Genomic DNA, 22,098 nt, shown 5'->3' on the forward strand with positions numbered 1-22,098 from the left:
CGCAAATTCCCGCAAAAGATGGTCGAATATTCCGCCAGGACTGCATGCAAATAGCCGGTGAGCCGTGTGTTCGGTCCATTGCCTTGACAGTGGTTTTTACCCACGTTTAGCGTCGCCGTCGCTGAAGTTCCGCAATGTTTTGCGTCTCATTGCAGTCGAGCAGAGCACTCGAGGAGACCGTATGCATAAGGAATCCAGTCCCCGGCGGCTTGCCGCGGCGGCCGCCGTGACGGCGCTGCTTCTGACCGGCTGCGCCGACGGGTCCTCGGACACCAAAGGGTCCGGCAGAGGGACCCTCACCTTCTGGGGGTGGTCGGACATGTCGAAACCGGTCGCCCTGTGGAACAAGACCCATCCCGATGTCCAGGTGAAGTTCCAGGCGATCACCTCGAATTTCTACCCGAAGCTCCAGGCCGCCCTTGCCGGGAAGTCCGGCGCACCGGACCTCACGCAGGTGGACTACCCCAACCTCACCTCGACCATCATCGCCGGAGACCTCAAGGACATCACGGCCGAAACCCGCGATCTGAAAGGGCAGTTCAAGCCCGCCGTCTGGGACCAGGTCGTGGTGGACGGAAAGGTCTACGGGATCCCGCAGGACATCGGCACCCAGGTCCTCTACTACCGGTCCGACCTGTTCAAAAAGGCGGGCCTGACCGCCCCCGCCACCTGGGACGCCTACCGGGAAGCGGCCGCCACGCTCAAGAAGAAGTACCCCGAGGCGTACACCACCGCGCTGCCCGCCAACGGCGGCATCTGGCTGGCGGCCCTGGCGTGGAACGCCAAGGCCAAGTGGTTCACCACGGACGACGACGCCTGGCACGTCGGCCTGGACGACGGCCCCACCGCGAAGGTCGCCGCGTACTGGCAGACCATGCTGGACAAGGGCTACGTCAAGGGGGACCAGCACTGGCAGCCCACCTGGTTCAAGGGGCTCGCCCGCGGCACCTATCTGACCTGGATCGGACCGGCGTGGGGCGGCTCGGCGCTGAAGGAGAACGCCCCCGGCCTCTCCGGCAAATGGGCCGTCGCACCGCTGCCGCAGTGGTCGAAGGGGGACAGCGCCCCGGTGTACTGGGGCGGTTCCCTGACGGCGCTCACCAGCGCCACCAAGAAGACCGACGCGGCGCTGTCGTTCGTCAAGTGGCTGAACACCAGCGCGGCGAGCGCGAAACTGCTGGCGGCCGATGTGCTGCCCGCCTCCGAACGCGGACAGCGGATCCCGGCACTCACCCGGCCCGACCCGTACTTCGGCGGCCAGGTGCCCGGCGAGGTGTTCACCGTGCGCGGCACCGCGTCGACCCCATGGACCTGGGGCCCGACGATGACGGACACCACCAACTACCTCAATGACGCGATGCAGTCCGCCCTCAACAAGTCGACGACGCTGCCGGAGGCCATGAAGAAGGTCGACCGCCAGACGGTCGCACAGCTGAAGCGCAAGGGCCTGTCCGTCCGATGACCGCGCCGCCGTCGCGAGCGCGCCGCAACCGACTGCGCCTCGGCGCCGACTGGAAGATGGCGTGGGGTTTCTCGGCGCCGTTCCTCGCGGTGTTCTTCGTCTTCACCCTGCTGCCCGTGATCTACGCGCTGTGGCGCAGCTTCCACGACGCCCGGAAGTCGGGCCTCGGGTTCGGCACACCCCGTGTGGTCTTCGTCGGGCTCGACAACTACGTAGACACCTTCACCAACCGGGAGTTCCTCGTCTCGGTCGGCCGCGTCCTGCTCTACGGCGTCGTCCAGGTGCCCGTCATGCTGGGGCTCGCCCTCGTGATGGCCCTCATCTTCGACACCGCGATCGTCCGCCTGCGCAGCCTGTTCCAGCTGGCCGCGTTCCTGCCCTACGCGGTCCCGGGCGTCATCGCGTCCATCCTGTGGGCCTTCCTCTATCTGCCCGGAGTGAGCCCGGTCGTGGACCTCCTCGACGGGGCCGGCGCCCACGTCGACTTCCTCTCCGAGGACACCGTCCTGTGGTCCATCGCCAACGTCTCGACCTGGCACTGGACCGGCTACAACATGATCATCATCTATGCGGCGCTCCAGGCGATCGACCGCGAGATGTTCGAGGCCGCCCGCATCGACGGAGCGAGCACCTGGCACATCGCCTGGCTGATCAAGGTGCCGCTGGTGACCCCGGCGATCCTCATCACCGGGCTCTTCTCGGTGGTCGGCACGCTCCAGCTGTTCTCCGAGCCGACCGTGCTGCGCTCTATCACCAGCAATGTGTCCTACGACTACACACCGAACATGATCGTCTACAACCTCGCGTTCGGGTCGGACCAGCCGTACTACTCGGCCGCCGTCGCGGTCGTCATCGCCCTCGGCTCGTTCCTGCTGTCCTTCGGCTTCCTGCGGCTGCTCCAGAGAAGGAGCCCCGATGCCTGACGCCTCCGACCGGTTACGGCGCTCGCCCCGGTTCATCCTCACTGCCACGATCGTCGCGCTGACGGCCTACTTCCTCATCCCCGTGGCATGGATGCTGATCGCCTCGACCAAGTCGACCGCCGATCTCAACACCACGTCCGGCTTCTGGTTCGCCCGCTTCGACCTCGTCACGAATCTGGAGGACCTGTTCGCCTACCGCGACGGGGTGTTCCGGCGCTGGGTGCTGAACTCCTTCCTCTACTCGGGCGGCGGCGCCCTCGGCGCGACGTTCCTGGCCGCCCTGTGCGGATTCGCCCTCGCCAAGTACCGGTTCCGCGGCCGGAACGCGCTCATGGGCCTCATCTTCGGCGGGGTGCTCATCCCCGGCACGGTCCTCGCGCTGCCGACCTATCTCCTCCTCAACTCCTTCGGCCTGATCAACACCTACTGGGCGGTCATCCTGCCGAGCCTGTCCAGCGCGTTCGGCGTGTTCCTCGTCCGTATCTACACGGCCGCCGCCGTCCCCGACGAGCTGCTGGAGGCCGGACGACTCGACGGCGCCCACGATCTGCGCGTCTTCTTCACCGTCGTGCTGCGCATCCTGCTGCCGAGCCTCGTGACGGTGTTCCTCTTCTCGTTCATCTCGATCTGGAACAACTTTCTGCTGCCGCTCATCGTCCTCAACGACCAGTCGCTGTGGCCGGTCACCCTCGGGCTCTACTCCTGGCAGCGCAACGCGATGAGCGAACCCGACCTGGTCCGGATCGTCGTCACCGGCTCCATGGTCGGCACCATCCCCCTGGTCATCCTCTTCCTCGCGCTCCAGAAGTACTGGCGCAGCGGCATCACGACGGGAGCGATCAAGTAGCCATGAACAGTCGCACGGAGAACAGCCGCATGGAGAACAGCCGCATGGAGAACAGCCGTATGGACACCTTCCGCGCGCGCATCGGCGGCTTCGCCTTCGGCGGGGACTACAACCCCGAGCAGTGGGACCGGCCGGTGTGGGACGAGGACGTCGCGCTGATGCGGCGCGCCGGGGTCAACCTCGTCACCCTCGGTGTGTTCGCCTGGGCGTCGCTGGAGCCCGAGCCGGGCCGCTTCACCTTCGGCTGGATGGACGAGGTGATGGACCTCCTTCACGCGAACGGCATCGGCGTGGACCTCGCCACCCCGACCATGGCGCCCCCGGTGTGGCTCACCCACGGCCACCCGGACGTCCATCCGGTCATGGAGGACGGCGAGCCGTTCGGCTTCGGCAACCGCCTCCACTTCGACCCCGCCTCGCCCCGCTACCGCGAACACGCCGCCCGCATCACCACCGCCCTCGCCGAGCGCTACTCCCACCACCCCGCGCTCGCGATGTGGCACATCAGCAACGAATACGGACCCACCTCGTACGGCGGTCACAGCGCCGTCGCCTTCCGCGACTGGCTCAAGGAGAGATACGGCAGCCTGGAGGCGCTGAACGACGCCTGGTACACCCGCTTCTGGTCCCAGCGCTACACCTCCTGGGACCAGATCAACCCGCCCGAGGTGCCGCGGACGTGGTCCAACCCCACCCGCCGTCTGGACTTCAAGCGGTTCGCCTCGGACGCCAACCTCGCCTGCTTCGTGATGGAGCGCGACATCGTCCGCTCCTACCGCGACGACATCCCCGTCCTCACCAACTACATGCGCTTCTACAAGCACGCCGACTACTGGCGGTGGGCCGCCGAACAGGACGCCGTGGCCCTCGACATCTACCCCGACCCGGGGCAGGACGACTCCCATGTGTCCGCCGCCCTGAACTACGACCTGATGCGCTCGCTGCGCGGCGAACCCTGGGTGCTCATGGAGCAGGCCGCCAGCGGTGTCTCCCAGTGGAAGGTCAACAACGTCAAGCGGCCCGGCCGGATGCGGCTGGGCTCCTACCAGGCCATCGCCCACGGCGCCGACAGCGTCCTGTACTTCCAGTGGCGGGCGAGCCGCGGCGGCCACGAGCGGTTCCACTCCGCGATGCTGCCGCACTCCGGCACCGGCTCCCGCACCTGGCGGGAAATCGAGGCACTCGGCACCGAACTGCCGAAGATCGCCGAAGCGGCCGGAACCACCGCGCACGCCGACATCGCGGTGCTCTTCGACTGGAACGCCTGGTGGGGGCTGACCGAGACGCACGGCCTGCCGCGCAACGACTTCGACTACCCGCGGATCGCCACCGACCACTACCGGCCGCTGCTGGAAGCGCATCACGCGGTCGACACCGTGCACTTCGGCTCCGACCTCAGCCGCTACCGGGTCGTCGTCGTGCCCAACGCCTACCTCGTCGACGACGCCTTCACCGACGCCCTCACCCGCTTCACCGAGAGCGGCGGCACCCTGGTCTGCTCGTTCTTCTCCGGCGTAGTCGACGCGCACAACCACGTGCGGCAGCCCGCCTACCCCGGCGCCTTCCGCGGGCTCATCGGCGCGTACATCGACGAGTACTGGCCCGCCCGCCCCGACGAGGCGTTCACCCTGGCCCGGGCCGACGGGACCACCGCCACCGCCGACTGGTGGCAGGACAGCATCCACCCCGAGGGCGCGCGCGTGGTGGCCACCTACACCACCGGCGCGCTGCGGGGGCGGCCCGCGATCCTGGAGAACACGGTCGGCCGGGGGCGCGTCGTCTACATCGGCACCCGCCTGGAGGCCACCGCGCTGCGCGACACCCTGCTGGGCGCCGTGTCCGCCGCTGGCGTCTCCCCGCTCCTCACCGAGGCCCCGGCCCATCTGGAGGTGACCCGGCGGACCGGGGAGGACGCCGAATTCCTCTTCCTCCTCAACCACTCCGACACGGACACCGTCCGCGTCTGTCTCCCCGCGGACGGGATCGACCTGGTGTCCGGGGCGAAGACGGACGGCGCCATCGAGCTGGCACCGCTCGCCGTCGCCGTCGTACGGGCCGAACCGGAGCGGGCGGCGATGTCGCGGAACTCCACCCGGGCGTCCTCCGTGTAGGCGCCCACGCTGCCCGCCGGGTACGGGCGTTCCCGGTCGGTGAAGGCGACCACCTGACGGTCGTTCACCGACACCGTCATCCGGGGCCCGTTCTGGCCCACCCGGACCTCGGACCAGTCGCCGACCGGGAACCCGGTGGTGCCGGTGGCCAGGAAGCGCTGGCCACCGCGGTAGGCGGGGTCGCGCTTGCCCAGTTCCCAGCCGTTGGGCTTGAGCGCCAGATAGTAGAAGTGCTCCGGGTCGGTGTACGCCCAGACCAGCCACGCCACTTCCCACGGATTGGGGTCGGGAGTGCGCAACTGCTCGACGGTGCGCATCCGGACCCGGTAGTCGAGGCGCTCGTAGCGGGCGGTGGAGACCACCAGACAGGCGTGCGTACGGTCCTTGCGGCGGGCGGCGCGCGGGGTGAGCGTCAGCTCGTCCGCCCCGCCGACGTTGCTCCCGTAGCCGTGGAACACCGACCGCCAGGGGCCGTGCACCTCGCCGTCCCGCCAGGTCTCGACCGGCTCCGCCGGCCGGTCCTCGTCCCAGACACCGGCCAGCGCCAGCGCCCCCGCCACGAGGGCGACGGCCAGCACGAGCCCCCCGATCCGCCACCACGTGACCCCGCCCAGCGCCCGCCCTCGTAACGACGTCATGCCACCGGATCATACGAGCCGGAAGGCTCGCGCCGCGCGGTATCCACCACCCCTTCGTCGCCGAAGTCCTCCGTGAGGCGGGCGACGATACGGTCGGCGGCCCGCCCGTCGCCGAACGGATTGCCCGCCGCGGCCATCCGCCGGTACTCCTCGGCGTCGTCCAGCAGCTCCCCGGCGGCGGCCAGGATGGCGTCCGGGTCGGTGCCCACCAGCCGCGCCGCCCCCGCCTCGACCGCCTCCGGGCGTTCGGTGGTGGTCCGCAGCACCAGGGCGGGCTTGCCCAGGCTGGGCGCCTCCTCCTGAAGCCCGCCGGAATCCGTCAGCACCAGATCGCAGTCGGCGAGCGTGGCGGCGAAGTCCAGATAGTCGAGCGGGTCCACCACCCGCACGCCCGGGTGGCCGTCCAGCTCGGGCAGCAGGGCCTCCCGCACCGCGGGGCTGCGGTGCAGCGGCAGTACGACCTCCACGTCACCGCGGTCGGCGAGCCTGCGCAGCGCCGCGCCCATGGACCGCATCCGGGCCCCCTGGTTCTCCCGGCGGTGCAGCGTCAGCAGCACCTTGCGCCGCCCGGTGCGGAAGGCGCTGCGCCCGGCGCCCTCCGCCAGCACCCACAGCAGGTTGTCGACGACGGTGTTGCCGGTGGTGATCACCTGCTCGGGCGGCACGCCCTCGGCCCGCAGATGACCGGCGGACCGGGCGGTGGGGGCGAAGTGCCAGCGGGCCACCCGGCCGATCATCCGGCGGTTCAGCTCCTCGGGGAACGGGTTGTCCAGCACGCCCGTGCGCAGGCCCGCCTCGACATGGGCGACCGGCGTGTGTTCGTAGAAGGCCGCGAGCGCTCCGCACAGCGCCGTGGTGGTGTCGCCCTGGACCACCACCAGGTCCGGCTGTTCGGTCCGGATCACCGTGCCCAGCCCGTCCACCAGCCGCGCGGTCAGCTCCGACAGCCGCTGCCGGTCGCGCATCACCGCCAGGTCCGTCTTCACGCCCACGCCCAGCAGACCGAGCATCTGCTGCAGCATCTCCCGGTGCTGACCTGTGGTCACCACCACGGGCTGGAAGTGCGAGGAGGCGGCCATCGCCCGGACCACGGGGGCCAGTTTGATTGCCTCCGGCCGGGTGCCGAGGACGAACATGGTGCGCACGGCGCCGGGGCCGGGCGGCCGCGGAACCCCCGCCACGGACGCGGGCACGGCCACCGGACGGGACGCGGACACGGGTCTGCCTGATGTGGACATGAATCTCCCTGGGCAAGGCGAGCGAACAGGGCATGAACGGGTGACACGGGCGTGCGAGGAACCGGGCCGTACGGGAATCAGCTGCGAGCGGTCTTGAGCCAGGTGCGCTTGCCGGTGATGGCCCGCCACAGCCCCCACCAGCCCGCGGCGAACCAGATGTAGCCGTAGAACACGAAGACATGGCCGAGCAGCACCGCGTGGAACACACCGAGCGACGTCTCGCGCCTGCGGTACACGAAGCCGTAGATATAGGCCGCGGTGAAGGAGAGCAGATACGGGCCGAGGAACCACATCGTGGAAACCAGCGGCCGCCCGGCCTGGACGGAACCGACCACCGTTCCGAGGACGGCCACCATGAAGGACAGCGGCAGCAGCGAGGTGAGCAGGATCAGCACCGGGCTGGACAGGTGGTAGATCAGATCCATCGCGGCCCGGCCGGGCACCTCGCGCAGTATCAGCGGGACGAGGTTGGCCGACTGGAGGTGTCCCTGGAACCAGCGGGACCGCTGCCGGATGAGCCGCCGCAGGTCGAGGACGGCCTGCTGGGACACGGCCGCCGTGGTGCAGTGCTGGTTGGTCCAGCCGCGCGCGATCAGCCGCACCCCCAGGTCCAGATCCTCGGTGAGGCTGTCGCTCCAGGGGGTCTCGCCCAGCGAGTCGAGCGCGGACAGCCGCATGAACTGGCCGTTGCCGCCCATCCCGACGCTGCCGATGAAGCGGCGGGCGCTCTGGAAGATGTCGCCGTAGACGACGAACTCCATGTCCTGCAGCCGCGCCAGCAGCCCCACTTCGCGGTTGTACATCCGGACACCGATCTGGGTGGCGCCGGTCCGCGGGTCGTTGAAGAACGGGTCGACGGCCTCCAGCACATGACGGTCCAGACGGCCGTCCGCGTCCACCACACACACGATGACGTCATGCGGATCGCGGCCGCCGAGCAGCCCGGACGCGCGTAGCAAACGGACACCGTCGTTGAGCGCGGCGCCCTTGCCGCGCCGGGCGTCGGGCAGATGGCGCTGGTGCAGCCACACCCGCTCCGGGTCGGCGGTGCGCGCGATCTCGGCCGTACGGTCCTCGGAGGCATCGTCGATGACCAGGGCCACGCAGTTCTCCGAGGGGAGCGCGGTGATCCGGGCGAGGCTTTCCGCCAGCACCCGCTCCTCGTTGAGGCAGGCCAGGAGGAAGACATAGAAGCGCTCTTCGCCGGAGCCGGAGCGATGCGGCAGCCGTCGCCGGGAGAGCAGGAACAGGCCGAAGTTGTACGCACCGGCCATCACGATGATCGCGATACTGGCCCATATCAGCGGTTCAGCGCTCACGGCCGGTCCACGGCGGCGAGGTCCTCCCGGCCGACGGTACTCGGATCGCTCGCGGTGGCCCCGGCGCGCAATCGCCAGCGCGCCACCAACAGGCCGAAAACAACCAGGCAGTACAACAGGAAACCCGCCCCGGCGGTCGCCTGTAACGCTCTGGCAACCGGAATTCCCGGGACCATTTCCGGTGCCGCCACAAGGCCCGCCAAGGGCAGCACTGATCCCACAGCAGCCCTACCGTACATCGGTCCCCCCACTGTCAGTTGGCGCAGGAGGGCCGGTCGCCTCCCCAACGGGCCGACCTCTGCGCGCTTACGGAAGGTACCAGACCCAACACGGTCGCAGGAGTTCTTCAGTTGAACTCTCATGAACCTCAAAGACACGACTTCGGACCCGTAGGCCCCATTGACAGCCGATGGGAATCGTCAGAACAATCTCCGGATTATTGAGCTGAGTGATCCCGCCCGTGGAATTCCATGATGAATCGGCCATGATCAATGCGCCGTGCCCGGCCATGATTCCACCCCGGAATCGGCCATGATCCGCTGCTTTCCTAGTTCCTTGTTCCACGCAGTTCCCTGCAGTTCCACGCAATGCGGGACCCGAATGAGGGGGGTATACAGAGTATGACCGAACCCTGGAGAAGATCGCGGCCGGCCTGGCTGGCGTTGATCGCTCTCGCCGTCGCAGCCCTGTTGGCGGGCGGCTTCCTGGCACCGGCGGCATCGGCCGCGGGCGACGGCCGAGGAGACGCCGACCGGTCGGCGACCCAGGCAGACGCCACCGGCCTGCGCGCCAAGGATCTGAAGGGCTGGGCCGCGGCCCAGCGGGCGGGCGAGGCCGAGCGCCGCGCCGACATGGCCAAAAAGCACACCAGCGAGAAGCGGACAGTGAAGCAGCCGCGGCGATCGGCCATCGGCCCGAAGGCCAAGGCCGCGCCGCGGGCCGCCGAGCCCGGCAAGGCCAAGACCCTGGTCCTGTACGACACGGCGGGCCCGTTCGGACACCTCGGTGAGCTGTACGCGATGGGCGTGGCCAACCTCGGCGGCCACTTCGGCACCGTGACCTCCAAGCCGGTCCAGGAGTACACGGCCGGGATGCTGGAGGAGTACGACGCCACGGTCTACGTCGGTTCCACCTACTACGGCGACGACCTCCCCGACGCCGTTCCGGACGACTTCTACCTGGACACCCTGCTGTCCGAGCGCCCGGTGATCTGGATCGGCGACAACATCTGGAACATGGCGAACTCCATCAGCCTCCAGGAGTTCCAGTACCGCTACGGCTGGGACCCGACCACCTCGTACACCCAGGTGGACGGCAGCGTCGGCCAGATCACCAAGGTCAACTACAAGGGCCACGATCTGACCCGCACCATCCCGGCGGGCCAGGACGGCGGTGTCATCCACCCCAACATCAAGACCGGTCCCGACCTCGGCCAGGTGACCGAGCTGGCCACGATGGTGGACACGGCCGGGGGCGGGGAGAAGAAGTCCCCGTGGGCGATCCGCTCCGGCAACCTGACGTACATCGGTGAGATCCCCTTCACCTATGTCGACGAGACCGACCGGATCCTCGCCTTCCAGGACCTGCTGTTCGACGCGCTGGCCCCGGACACCGCCGAGCAGCACCGGGCCATGGTCCGGCTGGAGGACATCACCCCGCTGTCCGACGCCACCAGCCTGCGGGCCACCGCGGACTACCTGAAGTCGAAGAATATCGCGTACGGCATCAACGTCATCCCGGTGTACTCCGACCCCAAGGGCGTGCAGAACAACGGCGTGGCGCGCACCGTGCGGCTCGCCCAGCGCCCGGCGCTGGTGAACACCCTCAAGTACATGCTGAGCAACGGCGCGGTGCTGATGGACCACGGCTACACCCATCAGTACGGCAACGTCGACAACCCGTACAACGGGCTCACCGCCGACGACTTCGAGTTCTTCCGCGCCCATGTGGACGCCACCGACAACGTGGTCTACGACGGTGCGGCCACCGAGGACTCCGCCGAGTGGGCACAGGGCCGGGTCACCGCGGCGCTGGCCGAGTTCTCCCGGGTGGGCCTGCCGACGCCGAAGCTGTGGACCACTCCGCACTACGCGGCCTCGGCCACCGACTACAAGGTGTTCGCGCAGAACTTCGCGGCCCGGATGGAGCGCCCGCTGTACTTCTCCGGCACCCTCTCCGGCGCCCCGTCCGACACCAGCCGCTACCTCGGGCAGTTCTTCCCGTACCCGGTCACCGACGTGTACGGCACCAAGGTGCTCCCGGAGAACCTGGGCTCCTACGAGCCGGAGGCCCACAACAACCACCCGCCCCGGCTCGCGGCCGACCTGATCGAGAACGCCAAGGCCAACCTGGCCGTGCGGGACGGCTTCGCCAGCTTCTACTACCACCCGTACCAGCCGGTCGAGCCGCTGAAGGAGATCGTCGAGGGCATCGAGGCGCTCGGCTACACCTTCGTCAGCCCGGAAAGCCTCATCTGACGATGAGCCTGATCTGATCACCCGTCACCTCACCGCCGCCGTTCCCGGTCCGCTCCGCGCGGGCCGGGAACGGTGCGCGTCACCCGGGCCCCGCCCGAGGAAGGCCCCGCCCCGATGAGTGTGCTGAGGCGGGCGGCCGCGGCGATGACCGCCGCCGTCGCCGTTCTGACCGGATGCTCGGCGGGCGGGGACGACCCGCCCGCGCCACACCAGGACCGGCTGCGGGGGATCACCCTGCCCGCCTGGAACACCGACGACTACGACCGGCACGAGGCCCGGCGCTATCTGCGGCAGATCGCCGACACCGGCGCCCGGTGGGTGGTGTTCACCCCCACCTGGTACCAGGACGGCGTCCGCGACTCCGCGATGCACACCACCGAGGAGACGGCGAGCGACCGCGGTGTGCGCCGGATCGTCGGCCTCGCCCACGCCGCCGGGCTGAAGGTGATGCTCAAACCGCATGTGGATCTGGTGGACGGCGGCGACCGGGCCGGTATCCGGCCCACCGACCGGGACGCCTGGTTCACCGCGTACGAACGCTTCATCACCCACTACGCCGGGCTGGCCGAGGACCTCGGCGCCGAGCAGTTCTCCGTCGGCACCGAGCTGGCCGGGACCTCCGCCGACCGCCGCCGCTGGACCCGGGTGATCGCCGCGGTCCGCGACACCTACGACGGTCCGCTGACGTACGCGGCCAACTACGACGAATACGCCCGCATCCGCTTCTGGCGCTCCCTCGATGTGATCGGCATCGACGCCTACTGGCCGCTCACGGACACCGCCACCACCGACCCGGAGCGGCTGGGAGAGGGCTGGGAGCCGATCGTGGCCGAACTCGCCGCGTTCGCCGCCCGGCAGGACCGGAAGATCCTGTTCACCGAGGCCGGATACGCCAGCCAGCGCGGCACCACGGCCGCCCCGTACTCCTGGACCGTCAGCGACCACGCCGCGGCCGACGAGCAGTCCGCCGCGTACCAGGCCCTGCTGACCGCCTTCGACGGCCGGTCGTGGTGGGCGGGGGTGTGCTGGTGGATGTGGGACGACTGGCCGGACACCGGCGAGACCGCGCGGAAGCTGGCCTACACCCCGCACGGCAAACCCGCCGAGAAGGTGCTGCGCCGCTGGTGGCGGGGGTGAGCTCCGGCTGACGTGCGGTTCCGCCGCCGGCGCCTAGGCTCGGCTGTGTGACGTGGCCGCGGTCGCTGCGGGACATCGTGCGTTCCGGGCTGACGATCGAGCGCGCCCGGCTCGAACCGCTGGCCGCGCTGCGGGCGGCGGCCGGAGTGGCGCTCGTGATCGGTCTCTCGCTGTGGATCGCCTCCCCGTCGTACGCCGCGTCCGCCGCCTTCGGCGCCTTCTCGGCCGGTACGTCGACGTTCCAGCGCAGCTGGCGGCCGCGCAAGGTGATCGCGCTGGTCGCGGGGGCCGGGCTGGGGATCAGCACCTTCGTGGGCTATCTCGCGATGTCCCGTCTGGCGCTCTTCCTGCTGCTCCTCGCCGTCTGGGCGTTTCTCGCCGGGATGGCCTGGGCGGCGGGGCCGACCGCCGGAATCGTGGCGACGACGACGGTCGCCATCATGCTGCTCACCATCACGCTGCCCACCGGTGTCCTGGAGGCGCTGGAACACGCGGCGGTCATCGCGTTCGGCGGGGTGGCGCAGGCGGTGCTGATCTGGCTGTTCCCGATCCGCAGATGGGGGAGGCACCGGGACGCGCTGGCCGACGCCCTGGCCGCGGTGGCGGACTACGCCAGGCGGCTGCGGGAGGATCCGGTGGCGCCCTTCGACCCGGAGCCGATGATCACGGCCCGGAGCGCCGCCGCCGTCACGCCCGGGCAGGCACGCCGCCGCCCCGCCGCCCTGCACGGCCCCCGTGGCCTGGCCGAACGCATCCGGCCCGCCCTGGCGGCCCTCGCCGACCCCAGGGTCGGCGCCCCCGCCGAGGGGCCGGGCCGGGACCGGGCGCGTGAGCTGCTGGAGGCGGCCGCCGACGTCGTGGACGCCGCCGCCCGGTCGATCCGCCGCGGCGCCCGCGCCCGGGTGCCGTCCGCGACCCGGGAGACCCTGCGGCTCGACCGGGAGGACGGCGGGGACGAGGCGCTGGAGGGGCCCGCGCGGCAGGCCGCCGTCCAGCTGTCGCAGCTGCTCACCGAGGTGCTGGAGATCGCCGACAGCAGCGGCAGGGACCTGGGGCCCACCTCCGGCGCGGACGAGCCCCCGCCCCTGCTGCGGCCGACGGTGTTCCAGCAGGTGCCGATCGCGCTGCGCGCGATGCGCCGCGAGCTGCACGGCGACTCGCCCGTCTTCCGGCACGCCCTGCGGCTCGCCGCGGTGGCCTGCCTCGGCTATGTGCTCGGCCGGGCGCTTCCGCTGGGTCACGGCTACTGGGTTCCGGTCACCTCCGTGATGGTGATGCGCCCGGACTTCCACCGCACCTACTCCCGGGCCGTGGCCCGCTTCGCCGGGACCCTGGTGGGCGTCGCGCTGGCCACCGGCGTCGTGCAGCTGACGCACCCGGACGCGTATCTGTCCGGCGGGCTGGCCGTGATCGCGGCGGGCCTGACATATCTGCTGATGCGCACCGGGTACGCGGCCTCGCAGTCCACCTCGGCCGCGTACGCCGTCCTGCTGCTCGGGATGGGCGGCGAGGGGTGGCACCAGACGGTGCCGGACCGGGTCCTGCTCACCCTGCTGGGCGGGGTGCTCGCGATGCTGGCGTACGTGGCGTACCCGGCCTGGGAGACACCGCGGATGCTGGACCGGCTCGCGGACTGGCTCGCCGCGAGCGGACGCTACGCGGCGGCGGTGGTCCGCGGTTACGCCGAGCCCGGCGAGCTGCCCGCCACGGACGTACGGCGCACCCTGCTCGCCGACCGTACGGCGCACGCCGCGTGGAACGAGGCGCTCGACCGGGCCAAGCGGGAGCCCGTACGCCACCGGGGGCTGACCCGCGCGCAGGCGGAGGAGGCGCAGACGGCGCTGGAGGCGTTCGGGCAGGCGGCGATGCTGCTGGAGACCCATCTGCCGGAACGCGGCGCACGGCCGGTGCCCGGGGCCGCCCGGTTCGCCGACGCGCTGGCGGCGGACACCGAGCGGGCGGCGCGCCATGTGCGGGAGCGGCGCAGACCGCGCTGGGACCGGGCCAAGGAGGCCCTTGTCGACTGGGAGGCCGACAGCACGGCGGAGGCGGTGGTCCAGAGCGGGGCGGAGCTGCTGTTGCGGCCCCTGGACCAGTTGACGACCGCCGTGGACCGGGCGCCGCTGGAACGGGACACCGAGGCGGCCCGGCGGGAGCGGCCCACCGGCGCCCGCTGACGACCGCCCGCCGTACGGGTCCCGTCAGCGGAAGCGTTCGGCGAGGGCGGCCATCGTGTCGAGGTGGGCGAGCGATTCGCCCTCCGGCTTCGTCGGCAGGTACAGCAGCACCCGGTCCACGCCGATCCGCCGATACCCCTCCAGCGCCTCGGCGGTGCCGGGCACCGCGTACACCGATACCGGCACCTCCCGGCCCGCCACCTTCCGCAGCCGCTCGGTCTGCGCGGCCAGTTCGTCGGGCGGCAGGGGCTGGGACAGCCAGCCGTCGCCGAGGGCGGCGATCCGGGGGAACGCGCGCTCGCCGCCGCCCACGTAGATCGGCGGATGCGGGCGCTGTACGGGCTTGGGCCACTGGTAGACGGGGCCGAAGTCCACGAACTCGCCGTGGTACTCCGCCTTCTCCTTCGTCCACAGCTCCCGGATCGCCGCCAGCCGCTCGTCCACCAGGCGGCCGCGCGTGGCCGGGTCGGTGCCGTGGTTCTCCATCTCCTCGCGGTTCCATCCGACACCCACCCCGAAGACGGCCCGTCCGCCGGACACCACGTCGAGGGAGGCCACCTCCTGCGCCGTGAGGATCGGGTCCCGCTGCGCCACCAGGGCGACCCCGGTGCCCAGCAGCAGCCGTGTGGTGACCCCGGCGATGGTGCTCAGAGTGACGAACGGGTCGAGGGTGCGGTAGTAGATCTCCGGCAGTTCGCCACCGCCCGGGTAGGGCGAGCGGCGTTCCACCGGGATGTGGCTGTGCTCGGCGATGAAGAGTGAGTCGAACCCCCGCTCCTCGAGGGCGCGCCCCAGGGCCGCGGGTCCGATGCCCTGGTCGGTCACGAAGGTCGATACGCCAATTCTCACAGCGACTCCTCGGTCGGCGACTCCACGGTCCGGCGTGCGCGTAGGCACAGGAGTGGCCGACGGGTACCCGCGAAACCGCCCGCCACACGCGGTGAGTCGGCGATCCTCCGGCGGCCGTGAGATGCGACCGGAGGTCGGCAGGTCTTCAAGTGATCGGCACATCCATTCCACAGAAGCCGCGTGTACGGCACGCCGTCGGCGCTACAGGGGCCCGGCGCGCGGCGGCCCTGCCCGGGAATGCGCGGTTTCCGCGCGGAGGCGGAGGGCGGCGCGGCGCGAGTGGTGACGGTCGTGTGCGGAGACGGTGCCGGTGACGTGGGCTCGTGTGCACGCCATGTGATCGGAAAGTTGGCGGAATGCGTAGTTCCGGATGCTCGGCGATTCGAAGGCGGCCGGGGCCCGTGGTTACATCCTTCCGCGCCGAGACGTTCCCGGGATCCCGGTTTCCGGGAAGTGCGGGAACGTGCCGCGGTGGCCGGTGGCAGTGCCGTGCGCATGTCGGCAACCACCGGCCGTTACAAGCTCAATTCGAGATACGTATCCAAGGGAGACGCAGTAATGAACAACGCACCCAAGGTCGCGACCCAGGAGATCTCCGACGCTGAGCTGGACAACGTCGCCGGCGGTCTCGGCGCTGTGGGCGACGCCCTGGGCACCGTGCAGTCCGTCACCGGTCCCGTCACCGGCCCGGTCACCGGCGTCGTGGGCACCGTCACCGGCACCGTTGACGGCGCGACCGGCCTGAACACCTCCGGCATCGTCGGCACGGTCGCGGGTCTCTGAGACTCCCGCACCACCCCTCATGCCCCGGGCCTGCCTGGTCCGGGGCATGCGCGGTCCCCGGCACCCGCCGTACCGGCCCGCACCCCCGACCCGTTCCCTCGCGCCCCCCGGCCGGTTGAGGAAAGACTCCCGTGCAGTTCCGCCAGCAGGCCCTTTCCAAGATGCAGTCGGCAGACGACATCGACCTGCCGGTCCGCTACGCCCGCCCCCAGGGCTGGCTCGCGCTGACGGTCACCCTCGTCGTCATGGCCGCGGCCGCCGTCTGGGCCGTGACCGGCACCGTGGCGGACACCCTGGGCGCCTCCGGCATTCTCACCCACGGCCAGGGCAGCTATGTGCTCCAGAGCCCGGTCCGGGGACAGGTCACCGCCGTGCTCGCCGAGGAGGGCAGCACGGTGCGGGCGGGCGCCCCGCTGGTGAAGGTCCGTGACCCCGGCGGCGGATCCACGGTCGTACGCGCCCTCGCCGCCGGACGGCTCAGCACCCTGTCCGTCTCGATCGGCTCCGTTCTGGACACCGGCAAGGACGTCGCCTCCGTGGAGCGCGTACGCCGCTCCCGCGACCCGCTGACCGCCACCCTGTACGTACCGGCGGACCGCGCGGCGTCGGTGCCCGCGGGCGCCTCGGTCGACCTCAGCGTGCAGTCGGCGCCCTCCCGGACGTACGGCGTGCTGCGCGGCCACGTCCAGGCGGTCGGCCGGACCGCCCAGTCGCGCCAGCAGATCGGCTCCTTCCTCGGCAGCCCACAGCTCGGCGAGGAGTTCTCGGAGGACGGCCCGCCCGTCGCGGTGGCGGTACGCCTCGACCGGTCGTCGGCCACCCGCTCCGGCTACCGCTGGTCCTCGCCCAAGGGCCCGCCGTTCGCCCTCGGCTCGATGACCCTGACCACCGGCACCATCCACCTGGCCGCCCGGCACCCCGTCGATTGGCTGCTCCCGTGACCACGACGAACTCCACCGACCCGGCGGACTCGGCGAACGAGGGCGGCGGACCGCCCCGCCCCGCGCCCGCCGGGACCAGCGGACGCCGCCGCCCCGAACCGGCCCGCGGCCGACGGCGCGCCCCGCGCCGCGGGAGCGGCCCGAAGAAGCCGCGACGGCGGACCGTACGCACCCCCACCGTGCTCCAGATGGAGGCGCTGGAGTGCGGTGCCGCCTCGCTCGCCATGGTCCTCGCCCACTACGGACGCCATGTGCCGCTGGAGGAGCTGCGGATCGCCTGCGGCGTCTCCCGCGACGGGTCGCGCGCCAGCAACCTGCTGAAGGCCGCCCGCGGCTACGGGCTGCGCGCCAAGGGCATGCAGATGGAGCCGGAGGCGCTGGCGGAGGTCCAGGCCCCGGCCATCCTGTTCTGGGAGTTCAACCACTACGTCGTCTACGACGGCATGGGACGGCGGTTCGGCAAGCGCGGCGTCCACATCAACGACCCCGACAAGGGCCGCCGCTTCGTCTCCGCCGAGGACTTCGGATCGAGCTTCACCGGGGTCTGCCTGGTCTTCGAACCCGACGACTCCTTCCGCCGCGGCGGCCGCCGCGGCGGCGTCCTCGACGCCCTGCCCGCGCGGCTGCGCGGCACGGGCGGCACCCTGTTCGCCTCGCTGCTGGCCAGCCTGCTGCTGGTGGCCGTGGGCGCCGCGGTGCCCGCGCTCAGCCGCACCTTCATCGACACCTTCATCGTCGGCGGCCAGACCTCGATGCTGCCACCGCTGTTCGCGTCCATGGCCGTGGCGGTGGTGCTGACCGCGGTGCTGACCGGCGTCCAGCAGGCGAATCTGCTGCGCGGACGCATCATCTCCTCCACCCTCGGCAGCGCCCGGTTCCTGCGCCATCTGCTGCGGCTGCCCGTCACGTTCTTCGCCCAGCGCAGCCCCGCCGACCTGGTGCAGCGGCTGCGGTCCAACGACACCGTCGCCGAAACCCTCGCCCGCGATCTGGCCGCGGCGGCGGTCGACGGGATCGTGGTGGTCCTGTACGCGGTGCTGCTGTGGACCTACGACCCCCAACTCACCATGGTGGGCGTCGGGCTGGCACTGCTCAACGTGGTCGCGATGCGCATCGTGATACGGCTGCGCGCCACCAGGACCCAGAAGCTGCGCGCCGACACCGCGCGGCTGACCACCACCGCGTACACCGGCCTCCAGCTCATCGAGACGATGAAGGCCACCGGCGGCGAGAGCGGCTACTTCCGCCGCTGGGCCGGTCAGCACGCCATCACGCTGGAGGAACAGCAGCGCCTCGGCGTACCGAGCGCGGCGCTGGCCGTCGTGGCGCCCACCCTCGCCACCCTCAACAGCGCGCTCATCCTGTGGATCGGCGGACTGCGGGCCGTCGAGGGCCATCTCTCGATCGGGCTGCTGGTGGCCTTCCAGGCGCTGGTCACCCGCTTCACCGCGCCCATCACCCGGCTGAACGGCGTGGCCGGACGCATCCAGGACTTCTCCGCCGACGTGGCCCGCCTCAAAGACGTGGAGCGCTTCCCCGCGGACACCCTCCACACCCGCGACGAGGGGCAGCCGGAGGCCGACGGCGCCCGCCGCCTCACCGGCCATGTGACGCTGGAGGACATCACCTTCGGCTACAACCCGCTGGACGAACCGCTGCTGCGGGACTTCTCGCTGACCGTCGGCCCCGGCCGCCAGGTGGCGCTGGTCGGCGGCTCCGGCAGCGGCAAGTCCACCGTGTCCCGGCTGGTCTCCGGCCTCTACAGCCCCTGGGAGGGGGCCATCCGCATCGACGGGCAGCGGCTTGAGGACATCCCCCGCGGCCGGCTCGCCGCCTCCGTGTCCTTCGTCGACCAGGACGTGTTCCTCTTCGAGGGGACCGTACGGGACAACGTGGCGCTGTGGGACCCGTCGATCCCGGACGACGCGGTGGTGGCCGCCCTCCGGGACGCCGCGCTCTACGACGACGTCATCGCCCGCCGGCCGGGCGGGATCCACTGCCGGGTCGAGCAGGACGGCCGCAACTTCTCGGGCGGACAGCGGCAGCGGCTGGAGATCGCCCGGGCCCTGGTCCGCCGCCCCAGCGTGCTGGTGCTGGACGAGGTGACCAGCGCTCTGGACGCGCAGACCGAGCAGACCGTGATGGACAGCCTGCGCCGCCGCGGCTGTGCGTGCGTGGTGATCGCCCACCGGCTCAGCACCGTCCGGGACAGCGACGAGATCCTCGTCCTGGACCGCGGCACGGTCGTGGAACGCGGACGGCACGAGGACCTCGCGGTCGCCGGGGGCCCGTACGCCGAGCTGATGAAGGAGCACTGACATGGCGTCCGTACACCCGGCCGCGGTCGTGGCCGCGGACGGCGGCGACGCGGTGGTGCGGGCGCTGGGCGCCCTCGGCACCCCGGTCGACGGCGCCGGGCTGCGCAGCCTCCCGCTGGAGGGCCCGCAGGTGCTCTGGCTCGTCGTCCAGGGCGCCCTGGACCTCTTCGCGGTCGACGCCGCCGAGGAGGGGCAGTGGCACTTCCTCGGCCGTCTGGAGACGGGCGCGGCGCTCCCCGGCCCGGTCGAGGGCCCGCGCCACACCCTGCTGGGGCGGCCCTCGCAGGACTGCGCGGTGCGCCGCATCCCGCTGCGCGAGCTGTACCGGCCGGAAGCGTACGACGCGTACGGCGGCCCCGAGGACGCCTACGCGGACGGCACCGCGTTTCAGGAGCAGCCGCCGACTCCGCTGGAACACGCCGTGGCGCTCGGCATCAGCCGCAGCCTCGGCGTGCTGTTCCAGGCCCCGCTGGACGGGGGAGCGCAGCCCGGCGAGGAGGCGGCCGACGAGGACCTGCTGTGGCTCCCGGTGCCGCCCGGCAGCGTGGCCTACGGCGCCGAGTACAGCGCCCAGGCCGCCGGAGACCTGCTGATCGACGGCGCGCTGTGGCAGCGGATGGTCAACCAGCAGTACCGGCTCGGAACCGCCGTGGACCGCTGGATCGACACCCTGGAGCGGGCCCACGCGGACCGCACGGCCGCCGGGATCCGGGCCGGTGAGGCCGTCCGCTCGCGCGCCGACGAGGCGCTCATCGCGTCCATCGGAGGCCCGCGGCGCGCGCCCGGGGCCGCGGACGACACCACCGACGACGCCGTGCACGCCGTCTGCCGGGCCGTGGCGGACGCCGCCGGGATCACCCTTCCCGAACCGGCCAAGGGCCCCGTCGCCGCCGACGACCGTACGGACCCCGTGGAGCGCGTCGCCGCCCACGCCCGCGTCCGCACCCGCGCCGTCCGGCTGGAGGGCCGCTGGTGGCGCGAGGACGCCGGACCGCTGGTGGGCTACCGGGCCCTGTCCGGGGCCCCGGTGGCGCTGCTGTGGCGGCGCGGCCGGTACGAGGCCGTCAACCCGGCCTCGGGCCTGCGGATACGCGTCGGCCGCGGTACCGCGGCCGAGTTCGAGCCACGCGCCGTGATGTTCTACCGCCCGCTGCCCGAGCGGCCGATGACGATGTGGCGGCTGCTGCGCTTCACCGCCCGTGGCGCCGCGCCGGACCTGCGCACCCTGTGCGCCGCCGGGCTGGTGACGGTGGTGCTCGGCGCGCTGGTGCCGGTCGCCACCGGCCAGGTGCTCGGCGGGTTCGTCCCCCGCGCCGAGAAGAGCCCCATCGTCCAGATCGCCCTGGCGCTGATCATCTCCAGTGTGGTCGCCGCGTCCTTCCTGCTGCTCCAGAACCTGACCCTGCTGCGGCTGGAGGGGCGGCTGGAGAGCACCCTCCAGCCCGCCGTCTGGGACCGGCTGCTGCGGCTGCCCACCACGTTCTTCGCGGAGCGCTCCACCGGCGAACTGGCCAGCGCGGCCATGGGCATCAGCACCATGCGCCGGGTGCTGTCCGGCACCGCCCCGGTGCTGCTCCAGGCGGGCACCGTCGGGGCGATGAACCTCGCCCTGCTGCTGTACTTCAGCGTCTCCCTCGCGCTCGCCGTGATGGCCATGCTGCTGGTCATCTGCGGCATCTTCCTCGCCATGGGGCTGTGGCAGGTCCGCTGGCAGCGGCGGCTGGTGGAGACCGAGAACAAGCTCAACAACCAGGCGTACCAGACCCTGCGCGGACTGCCCAAGCTGCGGGTCGCCGCGGCCGAGAACTACGCCTACGCGGCCTGGGCCCGCGGCTTCGCCCACTCCCGCGACCTGCACCAGCGCACCGGGCGGATCAAGAACCTCACCCAGGTCCTCGACGCCGTCTACCTTCCGCTGTGCTCGCTCGTGGTGTTCCTGCTGCTGGCCGGTCCGGCCCGGGGCAGCATGTCGGCGGGCGGCTTCCTGACGTTCAACACCTCCGTCACCATGCTGCTGACCTCCGTCACCCAGCTCACCAACTCACTGGTGTCGGTGGTCGCGGTGCTGCCCATGTTCGAGGAGGTCAAGCCGATCCTGGACGAGCCGCCCGAGGTGCGCGGCGGCAGCGCCCAGCCCGGCCCCCTCTCCGGCGCCCTCCAGGCCAGAAACCTCACCTTCCGGTACGGCGCCGACGGGCCACTGGTCCTCGACGACGTGTCCCTGGAGGTCCGGCCGGGCGAGTTCGTGGCCGTCGTCGGCCCCAGCGGCTGCGGCAAGTCCACCCTGCTGCGGCTCCTCATCGGCTTCGAACAGCCGGTGTCCGGCAGCGTCCTCTACGACGGCCAGGACCTCGCCGCCCTCGACCAGGCCGCCGTGCGCCGCCAGTGCGGCGTGGTGCTCCAGAACGCGCAGCCGCTGGGCGGCACCGTGCTCGACTGCATCCGCGGCGCCGAGCCGTTCACCCCCGAGGAGGCCATGGCCGCCGCAGAACTCGCGGGCCTGGCCGAGGACATCCGCCAGATGCCCATGGGGCTCCACACGATGATCTCCGGCAGCGGCGCCATCTCCGGCGGCCAGCGGCAGCGCCTGATGATCGCCCAGGCGCTCATCCGGCGGCCGCGCGTCCTCTTCTTCGACGAGGCCACCAGCGCCCTCGACAACGAGACCCAGCGCATCGTCATCGACAGCACCCGCCGCCTCAACGCCAGCCGACTGGTGATCGCCCACCGGCTGTCGACCGTCATGGACGCCGACCGGGTGCTCGTCATGGAGGAGGGCCGGATCGTCGAACAGGGCGCCCCGGCCCAGCTGATGGCCCAACCGGACGGAAAACTCCATGAGTTGGTGCGGCGCCAGCTGTAGTCGGCGTACGGCGGT

The 22,098-nt window shown here is 71.4% G+C and carries 14 protein-coding genes and 1 pseudogene; 11 read left to right on the forward strand and 4 right to left on the reverse strand.

Annotation, left to right across the window (positions count from 1 at the left end):
• The first annotated feature begins 181 nt into the window (after positions 1-181).
• The 4 genes from ACZ59A_RS16230 to ACZ59A_RS16245 are packed head-to-tail and all read left to right on the forward strand — an operon-like array spanning position 182 to position 5,343.
• Positions 182-1,462: an ABC transporter substrate-binding protein gene (locus ACZ59A_RS16230; RefSeq protein ID WP_470958910.1), complete on the forward strand. Its 1,281-nt coding sequence runs from the start codon at positions 182-184 to the stop codon at positions 1,460-1,462.
• Positions 1,459-2,385 carry a carbohydrate ABC transporter permease gene (locus tag ACZ59A_RS16235; protein ID WP_470958913.1) on the forward strand — a complete coding sequence of 309 codons (927 nt, stop codon included), beginning with the start codon at positions 1,459-1,461 and terminating at the stop codon, positions 2,383-2,385. Before ACZ59A_RS16230 ends, ACZ59A_RS16235 begins: the two co-directional genes overlap by 4 nt.
• The gene (locus tag ACZ59A_RS16240; RefSeq protein WP_470958916.1) at positions 2,378-3,232 is read left to right on the forward strand and encodes a carbohydrate ABC transporter permease; all 855 of its coding nucleotides are present in this window, start codon (positions 2,378-2,380) and stop codon (positions 3,230-3,232) included. The genes ACZ59A_RS16235 and ACZ59A_RS16240 overlap by 8 nt, the downstream gene beginning before the upstream one ends.
• Positions 3,233-3,234: 2 nt before the next feature.
• Positions 3,235-5,343, forward strand: coding sequence for a beta-galactosidase (locus tag ACZ59A_RS16245; RefSeq protein WP_470958919.1), 2,109 nt, complete (start codon positions 3,235-3,237; stop codon positions 5,341-5,343).
• Positions 5,344-5,363: 20 nt separating this feature from the next.
• Here ACZ59A_RS16245 and ACZ59A_RS16250 read toward each other — a convergent pair.
• The 3 genes and pseudogenes from ACZ59A_RS16250 to ACZ59A_RS16260 form a co-directional block, all read right to left on the reverse strand.
• Positions 5,364-5,981: pseudogene (locus ACZ59A_RS16250) on the reverse strand (calcium-binding protein); the annotation flags it as partial.
• On the reverse strand, positions 5,978-7,117 hold the full coding sequence (wecB, locus tag ACZ59A_RS16255; RefSeq protein WP_470959682.1) for a non-hydrolyzing UDP-N-acetylglucosamine 2-epimerase: 1,140 nt from the start codon (positions 7,115-7,117) through the stop codon (positions 5,978-5,980). The pseudogene ACZ59A_RS16250 and the gene wecB, both read right to left, overlap by 4 nt.
• Before the next feature lie 179 nt (positions 7,118-7,296).
• The gene (locus tag ACZ59A_RS16260; protein WP_470958922.1) at positions 7,297-8,538 is read right to left on the reverse strand and encodes a glycosyltransferase family 2 protein; all 1,242 of its coding nucleotides are present in this window, start codon (positions 8,536-8,538) and stop codon (positions 7,297-7,299) included.
• A 620-nt stretch (positions 8,539-9,158) separates the two neighbouring features.
• On the opposite strand from ACZ59A_RS16260, the gene ACZ59A_RS16265 reads away from it, so the two are divergent.
• From ACZ59A_RS16265 to ACZ59A_RS16275, 3 genes are all read left to right on the forward strand, one after another.
• On the forward strand, positions 9,159-11,015 hold the full coding sequence (locus tag ACZ59A_RS16265; protein ID WP_470958924.1) for a DUF2334 domain-containing protein: 1,857 nt from the start codon (positions 9,159-9,161) through the stop codon (positions 11,013-11,015).
• 114 nt (positions 11,016-11,129) lie between these two features.
• On the forward strand, positions 11,130-12,152 hold the full coding sequence (locus ACZ59A_RS16270) for a glycoside hydrolase family 113 (protein ID WP_470958927.1): 1,023 nt from the start codon (positions 11,130-11,132) through the stop codon (positions 12,150-12,152).
• A gap of 47 nt (positions 12,153-12,199) precedes the next feature.
• Positions 12,200-14,329, forward strand: a complete 2,130-nt coding sequence (locus tag ACZ59A_RS16275) for an FUSC family protein (RefSeq protein WP_470958929.1) — start codon at positions 12,200-12,202, stop codon at positions 14,327-14,329.
• A gap of 24 nt (positions 14,330-14,353) precedes the next feature.
• Here ACZ59A_RS16275 and ACZ59A_RS16280 read toward each other — a convergent pair whose 3' ends face one another.
• The gene (locus ACZ59A_RS16280) at positions 14,354-15,178 is read right to left on the reverse strand and encodes an LLM class F420-dependent oxidoreductase (protein WP_470958931.1); all 825 of its coding nucleotides are present in this window, start codon (positions 15,176-15,178) and stop codon (positions 14,354-14,356) included.
• A gap of 558 nt (positions 15,179-15,736) precedes the next feature.
• Between ACZ59A_RS16280 and ACZ59A_RS16285 the strand changes: the two genes are divergently transcribed.
• The 4 genes from ACZ59A_RS16285 to ACZ59A_RS16300 all read left to right on the forward strand — a co-directional run bounded on the left by ACZ59A_RS16285 (position 15,737) and on the right by ACZ59A_RS16300 (position 22,083).
• Complete coding sequence (locus ACZ59A_RS16285) at positions 15,737-15,961, forward strand: type A2 lantipeptide (RefSeq protein ID WP_468045329.1); 225 nt, start codon at positions 15,737-15,739, stop codon at positions 15,959-15,961.
• A 131-nt stretch (positions 15,962-16,092) separates the two neighbouring features.
• Positions 16,093-16,902 (forward strand): hypothetical protein, encoded by an 810-nt coding sequence (locus ACZ59A_RS16290; RefSeq protein ID WP_470958933.1) that lies wholly within the window; start codon positions 16,093-16,095, stop codon positions 16,900-16,902.
• Positions 16,899-19,220 (forward strand): NHLP family bacteriocin export ABC transporter peptidase/permease/ATPase subunit, encoded by a 2,322-nt coding sequence (locus ACZ59A_RS16295; protein ID WP_470958936.1) that lies wholly within the window; start codon positions 16,899-16,901, stop codon positions 19,218-19,220. Before ACZ59A_RS16290 ends, ACZ59A_RS16295 begins: the two co-directional genes overlap by 4 nt.
• A gap of 1 nt (position 19,221) precedes the next feature.
• On the forward strand, positions 19,222-22,083 hold the full coding sequence (locus ACZ59A_RS16300; RefSeq protein ID WP_470958939.1) for an NHLP bacteriocin export ABC transporter permease/ATPase subunit: 2,862 nt from the start codon (positions 19,222-19,224) through the stop codon (positions 22,081-22,083).
• The last annotated feature ends 15 nt before the right edge of the window (positions 22,084-22,098 follow it).

It is taken from the genome of Streptomyces sp. NPDC040405, assembly GCF_055595765.1.